This is a genomic window from Lactobacillus sp. 23-2, assembly GCF_044902225.1.
GTDB lineage: Bacteria > Bacillota > Bacilli > Lactobacillales > Lactobacillaceae > Lactobacillus > Lactobacillus absianus.
The window spans coordinates 1-20222 of sequence record NZ_JAOQBX010000014.1; the positions used below are offsets into that span (position 1 = coordinate 1).

20 protein-coding genes, 2 pseudogenes and 1 other annotated feature are annotated in these 20222 nt (G+C 51.9%); of the genes and pseudogenes, 19 read left to right on the plus strand and 3 right to left on the minus strand.

Going from position 1 to position 20222, the window contains the following annotated elements; translation table 11 throughout:
* Positions 1–186 precede the first annotated feature (186 nt).
* The 6 genes and pseudogenes from OCH80_RS06300 to rplT all read left to right on the plus strand — a co-directional run bounded on the left by OCH80_RS06300 (position 187) and on the right by rplT (position 4098).
* Positions 187–1119 (plus strand): annotated as a pseudogene (locus OCH80_RS06300) (ABC transporter ATP-binding protein).
* Positions 1116–1862 carry an ABC-2 family transporter protein gene (locus OCH80_RS06305; protein WP_404539042.1) on the plus strand — a complete coding sequence of 249 codons (747 nt, stop codon included), beginning with the start codon at positions 1116–1118 and terminating at the stop codon, positions 1860–1862. Before OCH80_RS06300 ends, OCH80_RS06305 begins: the two are co-directional and overlap by 4 nt.
* Entirely contained in the window at positions 1859–2620 is a 762-nt protein-coding gene (locus OCH80_RS06310) for an ABC-2 family transporter protein (protein ID WP_404539045.1), read from the plus strand. Before OCH80_RS06305 ends, OCH80_RS06310 begins: the two co-directional genes overlap by 4 nt.
* A gap of 173 nt (positions 2621–2793) precedes the next feature.
* Positions 2794–2905, plus strand: a sequence feature (ribosomal protein L20 leader region).
* A 47-nt stretch (positions 2906–2952) separates the two neighbouring features.
* Positions 2953–3474, plus strand: a complete 522-nt coding sequence (gene infC / locus OCH80_RS06315; RefSeq protein WP_154547648.1) for a translation initiation factor IF-3 — start codon at positions 2953–2955, stop codon at positions 3472–3474.
* A gap of 20 nt (positions 3475–3494) precedes the next feature.
* Positions 3495–3695, plus strand: coding sequence for a 50S ribosomal protein L35 (gene rpmI / locus OCH80_RS06320; RefSeq protein ID WP_154547650.1), 201 nt, complete (start codon positions 3495–3497; stop codon positions 3693–3695).
* 46 nt (positions 3696–3741) lie between these two features.
* Positions 3742–4098 (plus strand): 50S ribosomal protein L20, encoded by a 357-nt coding sequence (gene rplT, locus OCH80_RS06325; protein WP_002879237.1) that lies wholly within the window; start codon positions 3742–3744, stop codon positions 4096–4098.
* A gap of 172 nt (positions 4099–4270) precedes the next feature.
* Here rplT and OCH80_RS06330 read toward each other — a convergent pair whose 3' ends face one another.
* The gene (locus OCH80_RS06330) at positions 4271–5578 is read right to left on the minus strand and encodes an MFS transporter (RefSeq protein WP_404539051.1); all 1308 of its coding nucleotides are present in this window, start codon (positions 5576–5578) and stop codon (positions 4271–4273) included.
* A gap of 536 nt (positions 5579–6114) precedes the next feature.
* On the opposite strand from OCH80_RS06330, the gene yqeH reads away from it, so the two are divergent.
* The 8 genes and pseudogenes from yqeH (at position 6115) to OCH80_RS06370 (ending at position 13188) form a co-directional block, all read left to right on the plus strand.
* Positions 6115–7224, plus strand: coding sequence for a ribosome biogenesis GTPase YqeH (gene yqeH, locus OCH80_RS06335; protein WP_404539054.1), 1110 nt, complete (start codon positions 6115–6117; stop codon positions 7222–7224).
* Positions 7225–7246: 22 nt separating this feature from the next.
* Positions 7247–7888: a nicotinate-nucleotide adenylyltransferase gene (locus OCH80_RS06340; protein WP_302187930.1), complete on the plus strand. Its 642-nt coding sequence runs from the start codon at positions 7247–7249 to the stop codon at positions 7886–7888.
* Positions 7881–8465, plus strand: a pseudogene (yqeK, locus tag OCH80_RS06345) (bis(5'-nucleosyl)-tetraphosphatase (symmetrical) YqeK); the annotation flags it as partial. The gene OCH80_RS06340 and the pseudogene yqeK, both read left to right, overlap by 8 nt.
* Before the next feature lie 90 nt (positions 8466–8555).
* Positions 8556–8903, plus strand: a complete 348-nt coding sequence (gene rsfS / locus OCH80_RS06350; RefSeq protein WP_154547658.1) for a ribosome silencing factor — start codon at positions 8556–8558, stop codon at positions 8901–8903.
* 3 nt (positions 8904–8906) lie between these two features.
* A complete protein-coding gene (locus tag OCH80_RS06355) occupies positions 8907–10061 on the plus strand; it encodes a nucleotidyltransferase (protein ID WP_404539058.1) in 1155 nt (384 codons plus the stop codon).
* Complete coding sequence (locus tag OCH80_RS06360) at positions 10061–10660, plus strand: DUF177 domain-containing protein (RefSeq protein ID WP_404539060.1); 600 nt, start codon at positions 10061–10063, stop codon at positions 10658–10660. Before OCH80_RS06355 ends, OCH80_RS06360 begins: the two co-directional genes overlap by 1 nt.
* Before the next feature lie 202 nt (positions 10661–10862).
* Positions 10863–11579, plus strand: a complete 717-nt coding sequence (locus tag OCH80_RS06365) for a response regulator transcription factor (RefSeq protein ID WP_154547664.1) — start codon at positions 10863–10865, stop codon at positions 11577–11579.
* A complete protein-coding gene (locus OCH80_RS06370) occupies positions 11569–13188 on the plus strand; it encodes an ATP-binding protein (RefSeq protein ID WP_404539064.1) in 1620 nt (539 codons plus the stop codon). Before OCH80_RS06365 ends, OCH80_RS06370 begins: the two co-directional genes overlap by 11 nt.
* Before the next feature lie 81 nt (positions 13189–13269).
* Here OCH80_RS06370 and yidC read toward each other — a convergent pair whose 3' ends face one another.
* The gene (gene yidC, locus OCH80_RS06375) at positions 13270–14250 is read right to left on the minus strand and encodes a membrane protein insertase YidC (protein WP_404539066.1); all 981 of its coding nucleotides are present in this window, start codon (positions 14248–14250) and stop codon (positions 13270–13272) included.
* Between the two features lie 32 nt (positions 14251–14282).
* A complete protein-coding gene (locus OCH80_RS06380) occupies positions 14283–14555 on the minus strand; it encodes an acylphosphatase (RefSeq protein WP_404539069.1) in 273 nt (90 codons plus the stop codon).
* Between the two features lie 77 nt (positions 14556–14632).
* Here OCH80_RS06380 and OCH80_RS06385 point away from each other — a divergent pair, with 77 nt between their 5' ends.
* The 5 genes from OCH80_RS06385 to greA all read left to right on the plus strand — a co-directional run bounded on the left by OCH80_RS06385 (position 14633) and on the right by greA (position 20153).
* A complete protein-coding gene (locus tag OCH80_RS06385) occupies positions 14633–15388 on the plus strand; it encodes a TrmH family RNA methyltransferase (protein ID WP_206988458.1) in 756 nt (251 codons plus the stop codon).
* Between the two features lie 99 nt (positions 15389–15487).
* Complete coding sequence (locus tag OCH80_RS06390) at positions 15488–15844, plus strand: helix-turn-helix domain-containing protein (RefSeq protein ID WP_154547674.1); 357 nt, start codon at positions 15488–15490, stop codon at positions 15842–15844.
* A gap of 287 nt (positions 15845–16131) precedes the next feature.
* Positions 16132–17181 (plus strand): phenylalanine--tRNA ligase subunit alpha, encoded by a 1050-nt coding sequence (pheS, locus tag OCH80_RS06395; protein ID WP_404539072.1) that lies wholly within the window; start codon positions 16132–16134, stop codon positions 17179–17181.
* Complete coding sequence (gene pheT / locus OCH80_RS06400; RefSeq protein ID WP_404539075.1) at positions 17181–19592, plus strand: phenylalanine--tRNA ligase subunit beta; 2412 nt, start codon at positions 17181–17183, stop codon at positions 19590–19592. The genes pheS and pheT overlap by 1 nt, the downstream gene beginning before the upstream one ends.
* Before the next feature lie 72 nt (positions 19593–19664).
* On the plus strand, positions 19665–20153 hold the full coding sequence (gene greA, locus OCH80_RS06405) for a transcription elongation factor GreA (protein WP_206988454.1): 489 nt from the start codon (positions 19665–19667) through the stop codon (positions 20151–20153).
* Positions 20154–20222 lie beyond the last annotated feature (69 nt).

Here is a 20222-nt window from a genome sequence, read left to right on the forward strand (position 1 = left end):
TATCAAAATCATATAAAACTCCTTGACAAGCATCAGTAAGATTTGACAAAGAGCCATTTTTATTGCGTTAGAAAAGCGGGCTAGTTTTGTGTATCCAGGGAAGAAATGGCTTGACTTTTTTAAAATAAAGATTAAACTTTTCCGAGAAAACATTAACAAAAAATGAGGAGCTTAATCAAAAACAAAATGATTGAAATTGATCAATTGTCGTTTGACTACCGGACTTTCAGCAAGGAACCGGGCTTAAAAGGAGCTTTGCGGGATATATTTCACCGCCAGTACCAGGCGGTACCGGCCCTCAAGAATCTCAATCTGACCATCCAAGACGGTGAGATCGTCGGCTTGATCGGGCCAAATGGCGCGGGGAAGACCACCTTGACCAAGCTCTTGACGGGAATCATCCAGCCGAGCAGGGGGCGCGTAACGGTTGCCGGGATTGCCCCAGGAAGCCGGCAAAAGTAGCTGCTGCGGCAGATTGGCGTCATGTTTGGCCAGAAGTCGCAGCTGTCCTGGAATCTGCCGGCGGCCGACACCTTGAACATGCTGGCGGCCATCTACCAGCTGAAACCAGACCGCTATCAGCAGCGGCTGCAAGAATTATGTGCCATGCTGGACATCAGCGAGATCATCAAATTGCCGGTCCGCAAGCTGTCACTGGGCCAGCGGATTCGCTGTGAACTGGCCTGCTCATTGATTCATGATCCCCGTTACCTGTTTTTGGATGAGCCGACCATCGGCTTGGACCTGTTGACTCAGGAGAAGATCTATGACTTTTTAAAGGAAGAAAATCGCCTGCACCGGACAACGATCATTTTAACTTCACACAATGTCCGCGATCTTGAGGCCTTGGCTAAGCGGCTGCTGATTTTGAGCAAGGGCGAGCTGATTTTTGACGACAAACTGAGCAAGCTGCCCCTGCAGATTAAGCAGGCTGATGCTTACTGTCTGAAATATTGGATTGGCGACCGGGCAGACGTGCGTGAGGAAGTCATTCATGATCCTGGTCAGCTGTTCGCGAAAATGGAAGAATTTCGTCCAGAACAGATTATTTCTTTGAGCAAGACTGGGGTCTCGGTAGAAGACGTAATCTTGAAAATTTACCAAAGAGAAAAAGAATGAAAAAATATTTGCCAGTTTATTATTTAGGTTTGAAGAACAGCTTGGTCTACCGGGCGAATACGGTGATGAAGCTGGCCTTGCAGCTGGCCAGCCTGCTGGTCACGATCCTGATGTGGAGGTTTATTCTCGCGGAAGGCGAGAGCTTCAGGCAAATGGCCCGCTATCTGCTGGTCACGAACCTGGTCAGCCTGATTTTTACCACTGGTCCGGTCTTTCAATTCGCGGATATGGTCAATACTGGGAGCCTGTCAGTCTATTTGACCCGGCCACTGTCCTTATATTGGTATCTGTTCAGCTATAACGTGGGCCTGCAGACCCCGCTGCTCGTGCTTTATCTGCTTTTGCTGCTCTTTTTGCTGAAAAGTGCTGGCAGCCTGTTCTTATTGGCGGTCTACCTGCTTATGAGCAGTTTGATGTTCTTTAGCCTGATGATGGCCTTGGCCATGCTCAGCTTTTGGCTGCTCAATATGTGGCCCCTGCGCAGCGGCATCAACGCGATCTATCTCCTGCTGGGCGGCCTGTACTTTCCTCTGCGCCTGTTGGGACCAGCTTACAAGTATCTGCAGTACAATCCTTTTTCATTAGTGACCGACTTTCCAGCCCGGCTGCTGACGGCTTCAGTCAACGGACGCGAGTTTGGGCAAAATTGCCTGGCCGTCGTGGCCTGGCTCTTGCTGAGCCTATTGCTGGAACAGGTGCTTTTTAAAAAGGGAATCAAGACTTTTGAGGGGGCAGGAGCATGAGCACGATTAAAGCTATTTGGCAGCAAAGTCTGGAAGAATTTTTGATTTACCGTGGCACCAGCATTATCACTTTTATTTTGGCCGCGGTCTTTCTGCTGATCGAGCTGTTTACTGGGAAAGTTTATTTCAGCCAGGGCGAAAATCTGGCGGGCTGGACGGCCAACCGTTATTTCATCATAATCAGCTTCATGAATAGCGCGGTCTACCTGTACAACTTGTTCTTTATCTTGGGTCATGAAAGCCTGGGGGACGACATTTTGGAGGGCAACCTGGACTATCTGCTGGTCCGTCCCAGCTCAAGCTATTGGCTGGCTGTAGGACGGAGCCTGGACGTGCCAAGCTTTTTCAACCTGCTCTTGTCAGGCGGTCTGCTTGTCCACTATCTTTGCGTGGAAAAAGCAGGGGGGAAAGCAGCATTGGTGGCAGGCATGGTTGTCCTGACGGCGTTTTTAATCTTTCTATTGAACCAGCTTTGCTTGACCCTGCTATTTTGGTTTGAAGGACTGACTGCCCTGGGCGGGATCGTGGAGGACCTGGTCAGTCTTGCCGCCCGGCCCAAGCAGATCTTTCCGCGGATCATCCAGCAGCTCTTTACTTGGCTGATTCCGCTTTTGCTGGTCAGCAACCTGCCGATCGACTGGCTGTCAGGCCACGGCGGCTGGCTGCTCTTGTACCTGCTGGCCTTTTTGCCGTTGCTCTACTGGCTTTCGGTTAAGTTTTGGCAACGGGGGCTGCGGCACTATTCCTCAGCAAATTAAAGAAAAGTCATTGATCAAATCAGTCTTGGCAGACTGCATTGACAAGCTTGGTATGCCTAAAAATCGAGCAGCACTTTTGCGCTATTACGATATCAGCGCCGAAGACTCTCATGAGATCGAAGTGAAATTAGCCCTTGACGGGCAATCTTAGACCTAGTACAATAGAAAAAGTTGAGAACAAGAAGAAGCCCCCGCTTCTCGCCTAAGTTAATGAACCTCTGGGCAAATCGATATTTTCTGTTGATTTTAAAGGCGGGCTTTGATTACCCGCTTTTTTCTTGTCCTCGAAATTAACATGGAGGTGAACAGTTATACCACAGAAACAAAACAACATGATCCTCAACGAAAGCATCCGTGCTCGTGAAGTTCGGCTGATCGATGCTGACGGCAAGCAGGTTGGGGTTGTGTCAAAGAACGAAGCTCTGCGCCAGGCGAGCGATGCTGGCCTTGATTTGGTTTTGATTTCACCAAATGCCAAGCCACCAGTTGCCAAGATTCTTGACTACGGCAAGTACCGTTTCGAACAACAAAAGAAGTTGAAGGAAAGCCGGAAGAATTCCAAGCAAGTCAGCGTCAAGGAAATTCGCTTGAGTCCGACGATTGAAGGCAATGACTTCGAAACCAAGTTGAAGCATGCACGCAAGTTCATTGAAAAAGAAGGCGCCAAGGTTCGTGTTTCGATTCGTTTCAGAGGCCGTGCGATCACGCACAAGGAGTTAGGACAACAAGTGCTGGAAAAGATGGCCGAAGAAACTTCGGATATTGCTGTTGTAACCAGCCGTCCAAAAATGGAAGGCCGTCAAATGTTTTTGGTGCTCAGTCCTAAGAGCGATAAAGACAAAAATAAAAAATAGTTAATTGGAGGAATTTTACCATGCCAAAGATGAAAACCCACCGCGCTTCTGCAAAGCGTTTTAAGAGAACTGGTAACGGCGGTTTGAAGCGTCACCACGCCTTCACTGGTCACCGTTTCCACGGCAAGACCAAGAAGCAACGTCGTCATTTGAGAAAGGCCGCTATGGTATCAGCTAGCGACTTGAAGCGCATCAAGCAAATGCTTTCCCAAATGCGTTAATTTACTATTTTTATTAATACACTAACGATATTAGGAGGATTTTCAGATGCCAAGAGTTAAAGGTGGTACTGTTACACGCGCACGTCGTAAGAAGGTTTTGAAGCTTGCCAAGGGTTACCGTGGCTCAAAGCACGTTCAATTTAAGGCTGCTTCTACGCAATTATTCGTTTCATACAAGTACGCATTCCGCGACCGTAAGAAGCGCAAGAGCGAATTCAGAAGATTGTGGATCGCCCGGATCAACGCAGCTGCTCGTCAAAACGGCTTGTCATACTCAAAGATGATGCACGGCTTGAAGCTTGCCGGCGTTGACATGAACCGTAAGATGCTCGCTGACATCGCCTACAACGACGAAAAGACTTTCGCCGCTTTAGCAGAAACTGCTAAGAAGGCTTTAGCTTAATCAACGAACGCTAAGAGAAAAGACACTCATCTAAGTTAGATGGGTGTCTTTTTTGTTTGAATATTGCCCGGAAACAGGAATGCTTGCCATCCGGATTGCCAGTAGCCGATAGCCACGATATAAAGCAGGCTGCTTCAAAGCCGAATTCATATGAGCGTTGTTTGCATCTGTCTTATGCTTCATCGTCAAGTGCTGACCGATGACCTTTTAAGGCAAAGACATAAACCAAAAGAGAAATGAAGGCTGCGAATGAGACGTAGTAGAAGAAGAGACTTTCATGGCCGATTGACCGCATGTATAAGGCGACGTATTGGGAAGTGCCGCCAAAAAGAGCGACAGTCAATCCGTATGGCAGGCCAACGCCTAAGGCCCGGATTTCACTTGGGAAGAGTTCCGCTTTGACGATGGCATTGATTGAAGTATAGCCGGAAACGATGACCACGCCCGTCAGCATTAGAAGAAATGCCTGCAAGGCAGTAGTTACATGAGCGAGCAAGGTAAAGAGCGGGACGGTCAAGAGAGTTCCGCCGATGCCAAAGAAAATCAAGAGGGGGCGGCGGCCGATTTTATCCGACATATGGCCAAAGAGGGGCTGCAGGGCGACCATGACCAAAAGAACCAAGAAGTTGATCAGGGCGACCGTTTCCTTATCCATGCCGGCCGAGTTGATCATGAACTGCTGCATGTAGGTGGTATAGGAGTAGAAGCTGATCGTGCCGCCCAGGGTCATCCCGACGACGATGGCAACTTGCTTAGGATATTTCATTAAAAGAGTGAAGCTGCCGGCCTGCTTGTTTTGCCTGTTTTTGGCAACGAACTGGGCGGATTCGTCCATGGACAGGCGCAGCCAGAGGACGGCGATGGCACCAAGGGCACCAATAATGAAGGGGATGCGCCAGCCAAAAGCGTAGAGCTGGTCGTCGGTCAAGATCTGCTGCAGGATGATTTGGACCAGCAAGGAGAAGAGCTGGCCAGCGATCAGGGTCACGTATTGGAAAGATGAGTAGAAGCCCCGCCGGCCCCGGCTGGCCATTTCCGACATGTAGGTGGCGCTGGTGCCGTATTCTCCGCCAAGGGAGAGTCCTTGCACCATCCGGGTGACGACCAGGATGATTGGACTGATGATTCCCACTTGGGCGTAGGTTGGGGCAAAGGCAATGATCAAGGACCCAGCGGTCATGATTGTGACTGACAGGGTCAAGGCAGCCTTGCGCCCTTTTTTGTCAGCAAACTGGCCCATGATCAAGGAGCCCAGGGGCCGCATCAAGAAGCCAATCGCGAAGACGGCAGCCGTTGAAAGCAACTCAGCGGTCTGGTTGCTGGCTGGGAAAAACGCAGCTGAGAAGTAGATTGAGAATGAAGCGTAAACATACCAGTCGAACCACTCAATCATGTTTCCCAGTGAGCCTTTGAAGATATTTGAGGCGATCTGCCATTCACCAGATAAGCTGCCGATTTTTTTGCTAGGAACTTCCATCATGTTTCCCTCCGTTTCTAAAAGATAAATAATGGATCAGCTCTTGCTGATGACTGTAACTATAGAAGCTTTGAAAAGGGGTGACAAGGGGGAGGTTATAACAAGATTGAAAATAAGTGATAAAGGGACGGTTGCTGTTGAAAAATAGAGCAATCGACATTTGCGCATAATATAGTTAAGTGGCACCTCCGCAATTTTGACAACGACAACTGTGATTATTAACTAAATTAAGTTTTTGAAAAGTGCTGCAGATTATGCTGTTCCTTTTTAGAAAAAATCGGTTTCTTGTCACTATAGATCACATCCGGCAGAAAGGACAAGGTTTGCCAGAGTGCTGAAGCCCATGCTATTGTGTGCTTTTTAGCTGCTGTGCATGAAAATCGCTGCCCCAAATTTTGGATAATACGGTTCTTTTTATGTCACTCCCTTAACTTAATGACATTGCTCTGAGCTAGATGCGCTTTTTCTTTGTTAAACCCCAATTTTTCTATATAATTAGGAGAGGCACTATAAAGAAAGTTCAAGGAGGAAACAATTACATGAGTGAAGAAATTCGTTGCATTGGCTGTGGGTCAGTCTTGCAAAGCCAAGACAGCCAGCAAGCCGGCTATCTGCCACAGTCAGCCTTGGCCAAGGTTGAAAGCGGTGAGCGCGAGGAAGTGTACTGCCAGCGCTGCTTCCGCCTGCGGCACTACAATGAAATTATGCCAGTGGAGCTGGACAATGACGACTTCCTGGCCCTGCTCAACTCTTTGGCTGCTAAGAAGGCCTTGATTGTGAACGTAGTCGACCTGTTCGACTTCTCCAATTCATTGATTTCTTCCCTGAAGAGATTTGTCGGCAGCAACGACTTTATCCTGGTCGGCAACAAATTCGACTTGTTCCCGCTCAACTCCAAGGAGTCCAAGATCAAGGACTGGATGCGGCAAGAGGCCAACCGGATGGGCTTGTACCCGAAGGAAATCTTTCTTATCTCCGCGGCCAAGAAGAAGAACCTGGATGAGCTGATTAAGTACTTGAACCTGCACAGCCAGGATCAGGACGTCTACTTCGTCGGCACGACCAACGTCGGCAAGTCGACTTTGATCAACGCCATTATCGACGAAATGGGCGACGTGCAGAACCTGATCACGACTTCCCGCTTTCCGGGAACCACTTTGGACCGGATCGAGATTCCGCTGGACAACGGCCACTTCCTGGTCGACACCCCAGGGATCATGACCAAGAAGCAATTGGCAAGCAAGCTGGATCCAAAGGAGCTGGACATTGTCGCGCCAAAGAAGCCGCTTAAGCCGGCCACCTACCAATTGCTGCCTGGAAATACGATCTTCCTGGCTGGCTTAGGGCGGATCGACTACCTGCAAGGGCCATCGACTTCCTTTACGGTTTATGCCTCAAGAAGCATGTATGTCCACCGGACCAAGACGGAGAAGGCTGACGAGTTTTACGAAAAGCATGTCGGCGAGCTGCTGACCCCGCCAGGTGCCAAGGATGAATTGCCAGCGCTTAAGGGGCAGGAATACAATATTAAATACCGAAGCGACGTCTTGTTTGCCGGGGTCGGCTTTATCACCGTCCCCGCCGGCTGCTTGATCAAGGCTTACACTCCGGGCGGAATTGGCTTAGGAACCAGAAGAGCTTTAATTTAGCATTTTTAATTAGAGGTTGATCATGGATTCATTAGTAGATTTCAGCAAAGAACCTGGCGTGAAGGTTCAAACAGAAGAAGACCACCGCGGCCGCGGCAAGCAGATCGGAATCATGGGCGGGACTTTCAACCCCGTCCACATCGCCCACTTGGTTGCTGCCGAGCAGGCAATGACCAAGCTGCACTTGGATGAGGTCTGGTTCATCCCGGACAATATCCCCCCGCACAAGGACGCGCCAATCAAGATTTCTGCCCGGGACCGGGCAACCATGCTGGACTTGGCAACGCGGGAAAATCCGCGCTTCCGGGTCAAGCTGCTGGAGCTGTTCCGAGGCGGCGTGTCCTACACGATCGACACCATGCGCTATCTGACCAAGAAGGCCCCGGAGAACACCTACTACCTGATCATGGGCAGCGACCAGGTCAACAGCTTCCACAAGTGGAAGGACGCTGACGAACTGGCCAAGCTGTGCACCCTGGTTGGCATCCGCCGGCCGGGCTACCCGCAGGATCCGCACTACTCAATGATCTGGGTCGACGCTCCCGACATCCGCCTGAGCTCAACCTATATCCGCCGGGCCGTGGCTACGGGGACCTCAATCCGCTATCTGGTGCCAGAGCCGGTGCGCAAGTATATTGAAGAAAAGGGGCTTTACCGTGACTAAGCTGGCATTTAAGGAAACCTATTCGCCTTTGACCAGCGATGAGATCATCGCTAAGGAAAAGAGCATGATGGACGAGAAGCGCTTCAAGCACTGCATCGGCGTTTCCAAGACGGCCCGCAAGCTGGCGAAGCTCAACGGCTATGATGAAGACAAGGCTGCCTTGGCGGGCTTCGTGCACGACTATGCCAAGCAGATTCCCGTGGCTGACTACGTGCAGGCCATCAAGGAAGAAGGCTTTGATCCTGACCTGCTCAACTGGAGCCGGGCCATCTGGCACGGGATCGTTGGGGCCTACTTCATCAAGCGGGACCTGCAGATCGCGGATCCGGAAATCCTGACGGCCGTCAACCGGCACACGACAGGTGACAAGGAGATGACCACCTTGGACAAGATCGTCTTCGTGGCAGACTTCATTGAGCCCGGCCGGGACTTTCCAGGGGTTGAGGAAGCCCGCGAGACTGCTTTTGCCGATCTGAATGCCGGGGTCGGCTATGAACTGGCCCATACCTTGGAATACTTGGCTGAAAAGCGGGCCAAGATCTACCCAAGAACCCTGGAAGCCTACAATGTCTGGGCAGTTGCCGCGGACAGTCAGAAGCAGCTGCAGGCCAAGGAAAGAGCCAAAGACAAGCAAAAACACCAAAAATAACAATAGGAGAAATTACATTTGAAGAGCGAAGAGTTATTAGACATCGTATTGAAAGCCATCAGCGAACGCCACGGTGAGGACACCGAGGCATATGACATGCGCGGGATCAGCATCCTGAGCGACTTTTTTGTAGCTACCAGCGCTTCATCAAGCCGCCAGCTGCACGCCATTGCCAACAGCGTGATCGAGGAATGCCACAAGCATGACTACTACGACTACCACGTTGAAGGGAACCACGACTCAGAATGGCTCCTGGTCGACTTGGGCGACGTAGTCGTCAACATCTTTACCGAAGACGCCCGGGCCTTCTACAACCTGGAGAAGCTGTGGGCTGACGGCAAGCGCGTGGAAATCGAGGAAGACTAGGCAATGAGCGTTGTTGGGATTATTGCGGAATATAATCCATTTCACAGCGGACATGAATTTCTGATGAACCAGGCCCGGCTTTTGGCCGGGGATGATCCAGTCATCGTCGTGATGTCGGGCAACTACGTCCAAAGAGGGGAAATGGCCATCTTGGACAAGTGGTCCCGGGCCAAGGCCGCCTTGGCGGCTGGGGCGGACCTGGTCTTTGAGCTGCCTTTTTCCTATGCGGTGCAGCCCGCGGACATGTTCGCGACTGGCGGTGTGGAGCTATTGACCAAGCTGGGCTGCAGCGACCTGGTCTTTGGGGTTGAAGATGCCAACATCAACTTTGAGTACTTTGGCCAGAAAATTGCCAAGATCCCGCGCCAGCGCCAGGACTTTGCCGATTACAGCCAGACTTATTCGACTCAGTACAATCAGATGGTTGCCCGGGAAGTTGGCCATGAGATCAGCGAGCCAAACTCCATCCTGGGTCTGGCCTATGCCGTGGCCAATGCCAATCTGGGGATGCCGCTGCATCTGCACCCCGTCACTAGAGTCGGGGCCGGGCATGACGACATTCTCCAGCGGGAAAAGGTCGTCCAGAGCGCCAGTGCCATCCGCAACCTGCTGTTGAACGGGGAAAAGGGCGAAGACCTGGCCCAGTGGCTGCCAGCGGGGGAAATTGCCGACATCAGGAAGCAGAGAACCCTGCCCAACTGGGACCTGCTGTTCCCGCTTTTGAAATATCGCTTGGAATCAGCGTCCATCCCTGAGCTGCAGCAGATCTACCAGATGAGCGAGGGGCTGGAGTACAAGATGAAGGCGGAAATTCACCTGGCCAAGGACTTTTCCGAATTCCTGCGCCACGTCAAGTCCAAGCGCTACACTTACTCCCGCCTGCGCCGCTTGAGCCTGTACGTTCTGTTGAACGTGACGACGAGCGACGTCCTGCACAGCTACGACGACGTTTCGACCATGCTTTTAGGCTACAGCAAGGCGGGCCGCAAGTACCTGAAGAAGGAGCGCAAGGATTTCGCGGTCAGCATCATTTCCAAGGTTGACCGCAAGAATTCCCAAAACGGAACCTTGGGCCTGCAGGTCAGAACCGACCGCTTGTTTGAACAAATGATTGGGGTCGACCAAAACTTTGGCCACCGCCCCCTGGAGGTAAACTAATGCTTAAACTGTCTTATTTTCAGATCAAAAACAGCCGTGAGCCAATGACCGTCGTGGATGCCGACTTGGACTTTGGAAGTGACTTCTACGAGCGGGCCAAGAACCTGGTCATTGACGTCAAGCAGGCCCACGTCAGCGGTCAGCTGTTTTACGATGAGCCCTTCGTAACGGCCAACTACCAGGTCAAAGCCGACCTGGTGGTGCCGTCATCGCGGAGCCTGGCGCCAGTGCCGCTGCAGCAGCATTTCTCTTTCGTCGAGAACTACTCCGACCATGAGCCGACTCAAGAAGAGAAGGAAATGGGTTTGTTCATCATTCCGCTCGCGGATGACGACATCGACGTGCAGAAGGCGGTTGAAGACAACATTCTCTTGAACATTCCGACCACGGTCTTGACCAAGGAGGAAGAAGAGGAGGACGTCTACCCGGAAGGCCAGGGTTGGGAAGTCGTGTCTGAAGCTGAATTTGCCGAAGAGAAGAAGGACAAGGTCAACCCGGCCTTTGCCCAGCTGCAGGGCCTGCTGGACCAGATGAAGGCTGAAGAAGACTCAGGCAAAGAAGAGTCAGACAAAGATAAGAATAATAATAAAAAAGACTAAAGCATTCTTGAATGAAGGCTGAGGCAAAATAAGTTCCAGCTGGAATTAATCCAGCCGGAACTTATTTTTTATTGGTCTCTTGTTAAAATTCGATTTTTGGGCTATGCTAGAATTATTAAAATTAGCTTTAAGATGAGACTTGTATTAATTAAAGCGACAATTGAAGAGAAAATAAACTTTCTGTTAGGGGAATTTGAAAACTATGGCGAAAATATTGATTATTGAAGACGAAAAGAACCTGGCCCGGTTCGTTGAATTGGAACTTCAGCATGAAGGCTATGAGACTGAAGTGCAGAATAACGGCCGCAAGGGGCTTGACGCCGCTTTGAATGAGGACTTTGACGCAATCTTGCTGGACTTGATGCTGCCAGAATTGAACGGGTTGGAAATTGCCCGCCGGGTAAGACAAGTCAAGACTACGCCGATCATCATGATGACGGCCCGCGACTCCGTGATCGACCGGGTTTCCGGCTTGGACCACGGCGCTGACGACTACATCGTCAAGCCATTCGCGATTGAAGAATTGCTGGCCCGCCTGCGTGCCGTCTTGCGCCGGGTCAAGATTGAAAAGGATGCTTCAAAGGAACAAGTGCCGCGGCAGAAGGTGGTCAAGTTCAAGGACCTGACCATTGAGACCGCCAACCGGATCGTCCACCGGGGCGATGGCAAGACGGTTGACTTGACCAAGCGGGAATACAACCTGCTGATGACCTTGATTGAAAACAAGAATAACGTCGTTGGCCGGGACCAGCTGCTCAACCAGATCTGGGGCCCAGAATCCAACATTGAAACCAATGTTGTCGAAGTTTACGTGCGTTACCTGCGCAACAAGATCGACATTCCTGGCAAGCCTTCATACATCAAGACAGTGCGTGGGACTGGCTACATGGTAAGAGATGAGGACGACAATGCCGAATAAGGGCAATGGCAAGAAGAGAGGGACCAGACGCGTCTCACTGATCGTGAGATGGGTCAGCATCGTCGCGCTGACGATCGCGGTCTCTTTTCTTGTTTTCTGCGGGGTTGTCTTCAATACGGTCAAGCAGGAATCCCTCACCCAGCAAAAGGACGTTTCAAACGAAGTGGTAACGACTTTGCGCAAGCGTCTGGTGGGGATTGACCGCGAATTGGAAATTACCAGCGTCATCCAGCAGCTGTCGCCGGATACCCAGCGCCTGCTGAACGGGGGGCCAACCATTCCCAACGACCAGAGCTCAAACAAGAGCTCGGTCTTCAGCGACAGCGTACTGACGACGATTACCAATCCTGACGTTACCGTGGCCATCTATAATCTGCGCGATGAGATCGTCTTCCATAACGGGGATACCGCGCCTAAACTGGTGAAGTTCTCGGGGAGCAAGAAGACGGTCGTCAAAGACGACAAGAAGGGGCAAAGCGTCCTTTACGTTTACCAGGAAGTGCGCAACCGGACCAGCGGCAAGCTGACGGGCTACATCGTGGTCAAGAACGTGATGACCAGCTACAACCGCTTGATCCACCGGACCGTGCGGGTCATGGCCTGGCTCTCCTGCCTGGGGATTCTGGCGGCAATCATCGTTTCTTATGTGGTCGTGCGCAACGTCGTCAAGCCGATCAAGATCATGTCCAAGGTGGCCAGAGAGGTCAACGAAGACCCTAACAGCTCGGTCAGAATTCCGGAGCTGCACCGCAATGACGAGCTGGAAGAGCTGGGATTGTCCTTCAACAGGATGCTGGACCGGATGCAAAAGTACATTGAGCAGCAGAAGCAGTTCGTCAGCGACGTCTCCCACGAGCTGCGGACGCCCGTAGCCGTCATTGAAGGCCACTTGAGCATGTTGAAGCGGTGGGGCAAGGATGATCCCCAGATTCTGGAAGAATCTATTGATGCTTCGATTTCAGAAGCGGAGCGGATGAAGCACTTGATTCAGGAAATGCTGGATCTGACGCGGGCAGAGCAGATCAGCGTCCACTATCCAAACGCGATTACCGAGCCAATGGAGGTCTTGACCAGGGTCGTAGGCGACATGGCCATGGTCCACCCTGATTTTGAGATCCACTTGGAAGTCTCGGACCTGGATCCGGAAACCAAGATCCAGATCTACCAGGGGCACTTGGAGCAGCTCTTGATCATTTTGATTGACAACGGGATCAAGTACTCAACCGACCGCAAGGAGATCACCGTTTCTGCCGGCCAGGCAGGCAGCGAGTGCCAGATCGTGGTTCAAGACTACGGCGAAGGGATTTCGGATGAAGACAAGAAGAAGATCTTCAACCGCTTCTACCGGGTCGACAAGGCCAGAACCCGGGAGAAGGGCGGCAACGGCTTAGGCCTGTCCATCGCCCAGAAGCTGGTTGAGTCCTATCATGGCGAGATCAGCGTGGAATCAGTCCTGGGCCAGGGAAGCCAGTTCAGAATCACCTTCCCAATCTTGAGCGAGTCCGACGTCAAGCGCCTGGAAGCCCGCCAAGCTGCCCAAGAGGCAGCCGGAGGCCAAGGAAATGTCTTGCCAGGTCAACAGAGCCAAGATGCTGGAAAACAAGAATAAGCGCCTTTTAAGGCCAAATAAAACAGCTCATGCATTGCATGAGCTGTTTTATTGTCTGCTGACAAGCTTTGCTTGTCAGCTTTATTTATGTTTATTGCGCTGCTGCTTGCCTTGGTTGCGCTTGCGCAGGTCTTGGTGCTGCTTGGAGTCAGCGACTGACTGTTGGCTCTTGGCAGCTGGCCTGTTGATGATGCTGTCCAGCTTGGCCTGGGTAACGACTTCCACGATAGGCTTGTCTTGCAGCTCTTTCTCAATCCGCTTCTTAGCATGCGGCTGAACGATGAAGGTCGTGATCAGCTGCTGGATGACCATCACCAGGTTGCCGACTGCCCAGTAAAGGGCCAGGGCTCCGGAGAAGGACATGGAGAAGAAGAAGGTCATGATTGGGTTCATGAGCAGGGTAGCCTGCATGGTCTTCTTCTGCTCTTCAGGGATGCCGATGGTTGAAATCCCGCTTTGAGCCAAAGCCAAGAGGGTGGCGACGATCGCCAAGAGCATGGACTTGTCATACAGGGAAATCCCAAAGAAGGTGGAGTGGGCCAAGGCTGAGGAATAGGCTACGGCCTGGTAGATCCCAATCATGATCGGCATTTGGATCAAGAGGGGCAGGCAGCCCATGCCGCCAGTCAAAGAGATGTTGTTCTTGGAGTAGATCTCTCTTTGCAGGCCGCTGAGCTCCATCTGCTGCTGGGGCGTCAAGCCTTCGGTCTTCAAGGCCTTCTGCAGCAGGGCCATCTGCGGCTGGATGCGGTGCATCTTTTCCTGCTGGGTAATGGCCTTGTGCTGCTGGTTCAGCATCAACGGCATCAAGATCAAGCGCACGACCAGGGTGATGATGACGATCGCCCAGCCGGCCCCGCTGGCTCCGCCAATGGCGTGGCTCAGGTTGACGGCAATGTGCTGCAGGGGCAGGCCGATCCACTTGTAGACCCAGTAGTAAGGACCAGCCGTTGGCGCCTTCATGACATTGCTCTTGGACGTGCTTCTTTGACACGCTGACAAAAGCAGCGTCATGGCGGCTAAGCCAGCAGTTGGCAAAAGATATTTTTTGATTTTGTTCATTTCGTATTAACTCTCCAGATATTTAGGCTACCCTAATATAATACATGAAAAGAGTGCAGTTGTTCCATTTCCGGCACGATTTCTGTATCAATTCGGGAAATATGGGCAAAATGCGCTGCCTTGCCCAAGTCCTTGGTGAAGGCGTCAAGCTCGCTTGGCTCGCCTTGCACCACGATGGTGACCGAGCCGTCAGGATTGTTGCGCACCGTGCCCGGCAAGCCCATTTCCTGGGCCTGCATCTGAACTGCCCAGCGGAAGCCTACCCCTTGAACGACGCCGTAAACCTGCATTTTTCTAGTTTCCATATTTGATCCCCCTCAGTTTTATGATTTAATTTTTTTGCAAGTTCGATTAGAATAGTATTTCTAAGGAGTATTTTATCATGCAAGAAATAACATCTGTCAACAACCGCTTAATTAAGTCCATTGCCAAGCTGGACCAGAAGAAGTACCGCGAGGAAAGCGGCTACTACCTGATTGAGGGCTTTCACTTGGTGGAAGAAGCCCTGAAGGCCAAGGAGAAGTACCAGTACCTGCTGGCTACGCCGGACGCGGTCAGCCGCTTGGACCAGGACTATGATGAAGACAAGCTGGTTAAGATCAACAGCGCCGTGGCCCACCATTTGAGCTCAACCAAGAACTCACAGGAAATCTTCATGACGGTCAAAATCAACCAGCCGGACCACTTCGACTTCACTTGGGGCAAGTGGGTCCTGCTCGATGACCTGGCTGATCCGGGCAACGTGGGGACCATCATCAGAACGGCTGATGCCGCTGGCTTTGATGGGGTGGTCTTGTCGCCAAGGACGGTCGACCTTTACAATCCCAAAGTTCAAAGAGCCATGCAGGGGAGCCAGTTCCACCTTTCTTTGCTGAAGTACCCTTTGGCCAGCGCCATTGAATCCTTCCGCGCGGCGGACATTCCGGTCTATGCCTCAATGCTGGACCGGGAAGCCAAGCAGCTGCAGGACTTTGACCAAGTGCCGCAGCTGGCCTTGGTCATCGGCAATGAAGCCCATGGGGTCAGTCAGGACGTGGCTGAGCTTTCCGACGAGAAGCTCTATATTCCGATCAAGGGCCAGGCTGAATCGCTCAACGCGGCCGTAGCCGCTGGGATCATGATCTATTACTTCTCCTAGGCTGGACGGGTCTGTTTAGGCTTTTCACTTGTATTTGGTAAGTTGATTATGCTTAAATAGGATCATAAATCAGAATGATAATTCTTAGGAGGAATCTATATGGCGGAAGCTGCTGAATTAAAGGACAGTCCCTGTGACTGCGTCCCAGCGGAAAACTATGAAATGTGCCAGCGCTTTGTCAAGGCGTTCGAGATTATAGGCAAGAAGTGGAACGGCTTGATTATCAGCTCCCTGTGCGATACCAAGGCCATGCGCTTCAGAGACCTGGCCCATGCCGTTGGCGCCTGCTCTGACCGGGTGCTGGTGGAACGGCTGCGGGAACTGGAGGCTGAAGGGATCGTCAACCGGTCCAAGGATGAAGAGCGCAAGATCGTACTCTATACGTTGACCCCAAAAGGCGCGGAATTGAAGCCGGTTTTTGAGCAAGTTCACCTTTGGGCGGACAAATGGGCTTAAAAGCTGCTTGCATTCGGCTTGATTTTGCCTTATTATTCTAATTAATTACTAAGAACAAGACTAGTAGCAGGGCCCAGCTTTGACAGGGAGGCTTCTTGGTGAACTGAGAGGAAGCTAAGGCAAGGCTTGTGAATTTCATCTTGCGAGTAGAATCTAATCAATTCCGGCGGCCACCGTTATTCGGCAAAGAGCGTAGGCACCTGTTGGTGCCTAAACTAGGGTGGTACCGCGAAGCTTCGTCCCTTTTTGGGGGGCGGAGCTTTTTTTGTTGAAAGGAAATTAGTTACATGGATTTATTTGATCGATTGAAAGACCTGCGTGAGCAGGGGCTGGAAGAAATCAAGGAAGCTGCTGACGAGAAGAGCTTGAACGACGTCCGCGTCAAGCTGGTCGGCAAGAAGGGCGAACTGACCCAGATCTTGCACCAAATGAAGGACGTTGCCCCAGAGCGGCGCAAGGAAGTGGGCCAAAAGGTCAACGAGCTGCGCGACGCCTTCAATGAGAGCTTGGCCCAAGCCAAGGATGAGCTGGTACAAAAGATGATCGAGCAGCGCCTTGAAGCTGAAAAGATCGACGTCACTCTGCCAGGCCGCCGTCAGCACATGGGCTCCAAGCACCCGATCCGCATCATCCAGGACGATTTGGAACGCTTCTTCATCGGGATGGGCTACCAAGTCGTGCAAGGTCCTGAAATCGAAACCGAACACTACAACTTCGAAATGCTGAACCTGCCAAAGAACCACCCGGCCCGCGACATGCAAGCTACTTTCTATGTTGACGTTGACCGCCTCTTGAGAAGCCAGACTTCACCAGTGCAGGCCCGGACCATGGAAAAGCATGACTTTAATAAGAGCGACCTGAAGATGATCTCTCCAGGCAAGGTCTACCGCCGTGACGATGACGATGCCACCCACTCCCACCAGTTCATGCAGATGGAAGGGCTGGTAGTCGGCAAGAACATCGCCTTGAGCGACCTGAAGGGGACTTTGGAACGCGTGGCCAAGCACGAATTCGGTCAAGACAGAGACACGCGCCTGCGTCCAAGCTACTTCCCATTCACTGAGCCATCCGTGGAAATGGACGTTTCCTGCTTTGAATGCGGCGGCAAGGGCTGCGCAATCTGCAAGAACACCGGCTGGATTGAAGTTCTGGGGGCCGGCATGGTGCACCCGAACGTTCTGCGCGCCGCCGGCATTGACCCAACCGTCTACTCCGGCTTTGCCTTTGGCCTGGGGCTGGACCGCTTTGCCATCTTGCGTTATGGCGTTGACGACATCCGCGACTTCTACAGTGATGACGTCCGCTTCTTACAACAATTCCGTCAGGAGGAAGATTAATGTTAGTTTCATACAATTGGTTGAAAGATTTCTTGAACATGGAAGGCGTAGATCCCTACGCTTTAGCTGAAAAACTGACCCGGTCCGGGGTTGAGATTGCCTCCACGGTTCACCCGCAAGCCGGCTTGAGCAAGCTGGTCGTTGGCCATGTCTTGACTTGCGAGCTGATGGAAGGAACCCACCTGCACAAGACCACGGTTGACGTGGGAGAAGAGGAACCTAAGCAGATCATCTGCGGGGCGCCAAACGTTGCTGCTGGCCAGGACGTGATCGTGGCGCTGCCAGGCGCCCACATTGCCGGCGGCCACAAGATCAAGAAGGGCAAGCTGCGCGGGGAAGTTTCCGATGGGATGATCTGTGGCTTGCAGGAAATCGGCTTTGCTGATGCCCTCGTTCCGCCAAAGTATGCTGACGGCATCTTTGTCTTCCATGAAGAAGGCCTCAAGCCTGGTGAAGAAGTCTTCAAGGCCCTGGGGATGGATGACTACATTTTGGACTTTGACATTACGCCAAACCGGGCCGACACCTCATCAATGGAAGGGGCAGCCTACGAAGTCGGGGCTTTGATTGACCAAAAGCCAAAGATTGAGGACGTCGTTCTCAAGGAAGACGGTCCAGACTGGACTGACGGCTTCACGGCCACTGCCGACGTCAAGGTCGCGCCAAAGTACTACCTGAGAAAGGTAACTGGGGTCAAGATTGGCGAAAGTCCGCTCTGGATGCAGACTCGCCTTTGGAACGCCGGCATTCGTCCAATCAACAACGTCGTTGACGCCACCAACTACGTCATGCTGCTGACTGGCCAGCCAATGCACGCCTATGATGCCGCTATGTTCAAGAATGGCCGCATCGACGTCCGTCTGGCCAAGGAGGGCGAAAAGCTGCAGCTGCTCAATGAGAAGGAATTGGACCTGGACCCAGAAGACGTGGTGATTACCGATGGCGAAAAGGCCGTTGGCCTGGCCGGCGTCATGGGCGGCTACAACTCAGAAGTTACTGAAAGCACCACTGACGTGATTCTGGAAGCCGCGGTCTTTGACCCAGCCTTGATCAGAAAGGCTGCCCTGCGCCACGACAACCGGACCTATGCTTCCGCCTTGTTTGAAAAGGGCATCAACTGGGACAACACCCAAAAGGCCCTGGACGCCTGCGCCTTGATCCTGAGAAACGACGCCAACGGCACGGTCTGCGCCGGTGAAGTCAAGGCAACTGACGAAAAGCGCGATCCGGTCGTAATCACCACGACTGCCAGCCGGACCAACAAGCTCTTGGGGACCAACCTGTCAATGGACGAGATCGTCAAGATCTTCCACAAGCTCAACTTCGCCATCACGACTGACGGCGACAGCTACACGGTCACGGTGCCAAACCGCCGCTGGGACATCTTCATTGATGCTGACCTCTTTGAAGAAGTCGGCCGCATCTATGGCTACGACAACATCAAGTCAACCCACCCGGAAACCGGCGAAATCTCCGGTGGCTACACTGAAGAAGAAACCAAGATCCGCCACCTGCGCAACCTGGCTGAAGGCCAAGGCTTGACTGAAACCATCAACTACTCCTTGACCAGCGATGAAATGGCCACGACCTTCGTCAAGCAGCCGCTGCCAGCAGTCAAGGTCAACTGGCCGCTGAACTCATCCAGAACGACCATGCGCCAGAACCTGATCTGCGGTCTGTTGGACACGATTGCCTACAACTTTGCCCGCAAGCAGACTGAGTTGCAGCTGTTTGAAAACGCCCGCGTCTATGACAAGGCCAACGGTGAATACAATGAACACGAACATCTGGCTGCCGCTTACGTTGGCAATGCCGGCCAAAGCAACTGGCAGCACCAGGATGAAAAGATCGACTTCTACTACGTCAAGGGGCAGCTGGAAGACCTCTTGGAAATGGTTGGCATCAGCAAGGGCATTGAATACCGGCCAGAAGTCGTCAACGGGATGCACCCAACCAGAACTGCTGGCATCTACATCAACGATGAATACGTTGGGCTGATCGGGCAGATCGCCCCAGTTTTGACCGTCAGCGACAAGAACTTCGCCGGCAAGGAGATCTACGTTTACGAACTGAACCTGGAAAAGATCCTGCCTTTGATGACCAAGGGCGTCAAGTCAGTTCCAGCGCCGAAGTACCCAGCAGTTGAACGCGACCTGTCAATCCTGGTTGATAAAGACGTGACTAACGCGGCGGTCGTCTCCGCGATCGAGGACAACGCCGGCAAGTACCTGGTCAAGGTTGACGTCATCGACGTCTACGCTGGTGCCCACCTGCCTAATGGCAAGAAGTCACTGGCCTACCGGTTGACTTTCTTGAACGAAAAGGACACTTTGACTGATGAAGTCGTAAGCAAGGCCATGACTGAAGTCCAAAATGCCTTGGAAGAAAAAGTGGACGCAACTATTCGTTAATTGTTGACTTTCAAGTGATAAAACTCTAATATTTAACAATGCAAAGCGTTGAAATAAAGGAGAATTTTTAATATGCCTGAAAAAAGATATGAAATGACTGCCGAAGGCAAGAAGCAATTGGAAGAAGAATTGCACAACCTGAAGTTTGTTAAGCGGCCACAAATCGTAGAACGTTTGAAGATTGCCCGTTCATACGGTGACTTATCAGAAAACTCTGAATACGACGCAGCTAAAGACGAACAAATGCGTCTGGAAGAAAGAATCGACCAAGTATCTGAACAATTGAAGTACGCGGTCATCATCAACGCCGACGAAGTCGACCCAGACGAAGTAAGCATTGGCAAGACGGTAACGGTTACCGAAGTGGGCGAAGACGAGCCTGAAACTTACGAAATCGTGGGTTCAAGCCAATCAGACCCATTCAACGGCAAGGTTTCCAACGAATCCCCAATCGGCAAGGCACTCTTGGGCCACAAGAAGGGTGAAACCGTCAAGATCAACGTTGACGCTGCCAACGTCAGCTACGACGTCGTAATCAACGACGTGAAGACGACTCACTAAGCACGGTCATTTAAAGCACAACAAAAGAAAAGCGCTGAACAATTAGCTTTGTTCAGCGCTTTTTGCTGT

Coding starts and splice junctions, on each gene's coding strand:
- yqeH (WP_404539054.1), top strand. CDS start 6,115: ATGAGTGAAGAAATTCGTTGCATTGGCTGTGGGTCAGTCTTGCAAAGC.
- pheT (WP_404539075.1), top strand. CDS start 17,181: ATGTTAGTTTCATACAATTGGTTGAAAGATTTCTTGAACATGGAAGGC.
- OCH80_RS06390 (WP_154547674.1), top strand. CDS start 15,488: ATGGCGGAAGCTGCTGAATTAAAGGACAGTCCCTGTGACTGCGTCCCA.
- rpmI (WP_154547650.1), top strand. CDS start 3,495: ATGCCAAAGATGAAAACCCACCGCGCTTCTGCAAAGCGTTTTAAGAGA.
- OCH80_RS06380 (WP_404539069.1), bottom strand. CDS start 14,555: ATGGAAACTAGAAAAATGCAGGTTTACGGCGTCGTTCAAGGGGTAGGC.
- infC (WP_154547648.1), top strand. CDS start 2,953: ATGATCCTCAACGAAAGCATCCGTGCTCGTGAAGTTCGGCTGATCGAT.
- OCH80_RS06310 (WP_404539045.1), top strand. CDS start 1,859: ATGAGCACGATTAAAGCTATTTGGCAGCAAAGTCTGGAAGAATTTTTG.
- pheS (WP_404539072.1), top strand. CDS start 16,132: ATGGATTTATTTGATCGATTGAAAGACCTGCGTGAGCAGGGGCTGGAA.
- OCH80_RS06370 (WP_404539064.1), top strand. CDS start 11,569: ATGCCGAATAAGGGCAATGGCAAGAAGAGAGGGACCAGACGCGTCTCA.
- OCH80_RS06305 (WP_404539042.1), top strand. CDS start 1,116: ATGAAAAAATATTTGCCAGTTTATTATTTAGGTTTGAAGAACAGCTTG.
- OCH80_RS06365 (WP_154547664.1), top strand. CDS start 10,863: ATGGCGAAAATATTGATTATTGAAGACGAAAAGAACCTGGCCCGGTTC.
- OCH80_RS06355 (WP_404539058.1), top strand. CDS start 8,907: ATGAGCGTTGTTGGGATTATTGCGGAATATAATCCATTTCACAGCGGA.
- OCH80_RS06385 (WP_206988458.1), top strand. CDS start 14,633: ATGCAAGAAATAACATCTGTCAACAACCGCTTAATTAAGTCCATTGCC.
- greA (WP_206988454.1), top strand. CDS start 19,665: ATGCCTGAAAAAAGATATGAAATGACTGCCGAAGGCAAGAAGCAATTG.
- OCH80_RS06360 (WP_404539060.1), top strand. CDS start 10,061: ATGCTTAAACTGTCTTATTTTCAGATCAAAAACAGCCGTGAGCCAATG.
- yidC (WP_404539066.1), bottom strand. CDS start 14,250: ATGAACAAAATCAAAAAATATCTTTTGCCAACTGCTGGCTTAGCCGCC.
- OCH80_RS06330 (WP_404539051.1), bottom strand. CDS start 5,578: ATGATGGAAGTTCCTAGCAAAAAAATCGGCAGCTTATCTGGTGAATGG.
- OCH80_RS06340 (WP_302187930.1), top strand. CDS start 7,247: ATGGATTCATTAGTAGATTTCAGCAAAGAACCTGGCGTGAAGGTTCAA.
- rplT (WP_002879237.1), top strand. CDS start 3,742: ATGCCAAGAGTTAAAGGTGGTACTGTTACACGCGCACGTCGTAAGAAG.